The sequence below is a fragment of the Endozoicomonas sp. ONNA2 genome (genome assembly GCF_024606365.1).
Lineage (GTDB): Bacteria > Pseudomonadota > Gammaproteobacteria > Pseudomonadales > Endozoicomonadaceae > Endozoicomonas.
Window position 1 is genome coordinate 1 of sequence record NZ_JAHHPO010000749.1, and the last position, 2,008, is coordinate 2,008.

Annotated in this window: 1 protein-coding gene; it reads left to right on the top strand. The window is 53.0% G+C overall.

Annotation, left to right across the window (positions count from 1 at the left end; translation table 11 throughout):
- On the top strand, positions 1-1,907 hold a 1,907-nt coding region (locus KDK14_RS13235), incomplete at its 5' end, for a hypothetical protein (protein WP_257265624.1).
- Positions 1,908-2,008: the final 101 nt, after the last annotated feature.

A 2,008-nucleotide genomic window follows, 5' to 3' on the forward strand; every position in this document is an offset into this window, starting at 1 on the left:
GCGCGGGTATCGCTGTGGGCAGCGTTAACGGAGGCACTGTTATCAACACCAACGCCGTAGACTGCCATGTAACCACCAAAGGCCAATTCGCGCATGCCGGTATTGGCGTGGGCATGAATAACCGTACAAATGTTACCAACACGACAGCGGTAAACTGTACGGTGGAAACTTCCAAATCGGATTATTCAGCTGCTGGCATTGGGGCGGGAAAAATAAATAATGGCAGTGTTACCTCCACGTTGGCGCTGAACTGCAAAGTAACAACCTTCAACTTTGCAGGACATGCCGGCATTGGGGCGGGATATTCGCTCAATTCAGGGATCACCAATACGATGGCGAGCAACTGCACAGTTTCAACCCATGGCTTTGGCACATCGGCCGGTATTGGGGCTGGATTTTCGACCAATTCAATGATTACCGACACGAAGGCGGTGAAATGCACTGTTTCAACCTCCCAACCTTACACATATGCCGGTATTGGGACAGGGCTTCAGTTTCAAGGTGGAATTGTTGCCCACACTACTGCAAGAAACTGCACGGTGAAAGCTCCCGGTGCTTTTACGCATATCGGTATTGGCGCAGGTTTGCAAAATGGAATTGTCACCAACACTGAGGTGTTTAACAGCACCGTCATAAGTTCATATTTAAGTCACATCGATATCAAGCAAGGAGATTCCTATATTGTTTGTAATGTCCTTGTTAACAATGTCAGGCAAAAAGACGTTGGCGCATGTCAGGCTTTTCCAAATGGTTTCTGCGCAGATTTTGATTCCAGCCTGGTAAAGCCGAATTGCCAGGTCGCTAATGTTATTAATCCATTATACGTCACTAATTCTACGCTGGTATTACCAATCACTGCATGCATGAAACCGGGCGCCATTACGTACTTTTCCAGACCGGGTTTTGACTCATCAACAACGCCCCTGGCCACTACGGCCACGGTACCAGATATACCCAGCCCGGCGGTTCTTGACTCATCAACAACGCCCCTGGCCACTGCCACCAAAGCACCACCCATGACCATTTCCAGCCCGGGTTCTACCCCCACACCGCCAACAGAATCACTCAGCCCTGCCTTTATAGCCATTATCGCCACCCTGGGCGCAGCATTTGTTGTGCTGCTCGCTGTGATCGGTGTGTACACCTACCGCAATTACTGCCGAAGATCATCGACCAATGCTGGCCGTAACCAACCCATGCCAGAGCAACCCGAACGTCGACCCCGGGTTGAGAGACCACTGCCTTCTCCTCCCCGGTACGATTACCAACTGGTGCCAATCAGCCCGGTAAACACGAGTACACTGCCTACTCCACCCCGGGGCTATTACCAACCTGTATCAGGCAGCCAGGGCAACACGAGTACACTGCCTGCTGCCCTGCAGAGCCATTACCAACCGTTGTCTGACAACCGGGGGAACAGGAGAACGTTGCGTGCTCCACACCAGAGTCATTACCAACCGTTGTCCGCCAGCCAGGGGAACACGAGTGCACTGCCTGATTCCCTGCAGAGCCATTACCAACCGTTGTCAGACAACCGGGGGAATGGGAGAACGTTGCGTGCTCCACCCCAGAGCCATTACCAACCGTTGACAGGCAGCCAGTGGAACACGGCAACAGGGGGCAGCAATCCCCCGGCAGGTAATCCTGCCCCCTCTGAGGAACAACAGCCCGTGTATTATGTCATCGAAAACCTCATGATATCGGCAGCGGACGGGCAGGCCCGCCCAGCTACTGCGGACAGCACCACCCCCATGGCGAGCACGGGACATGAACCCACCCCTCAACATCCCGTCAGCCCCGGGCACCCGGTAATGACCGCACCTGAGACTGACTTTGACCATAACTACGACGAACTCACACCGGCAGGTATGGCAACAGAAGGCAGCAGCCACGGCGAACACGAGTAAAAATATGACCATGGTCGACTACCATAACGTTATGAGGTATTGATTTTGATACAGCAGTCAGGCGCAAACCCGACAGGTATAGTTATCGAACCGAAACCTGT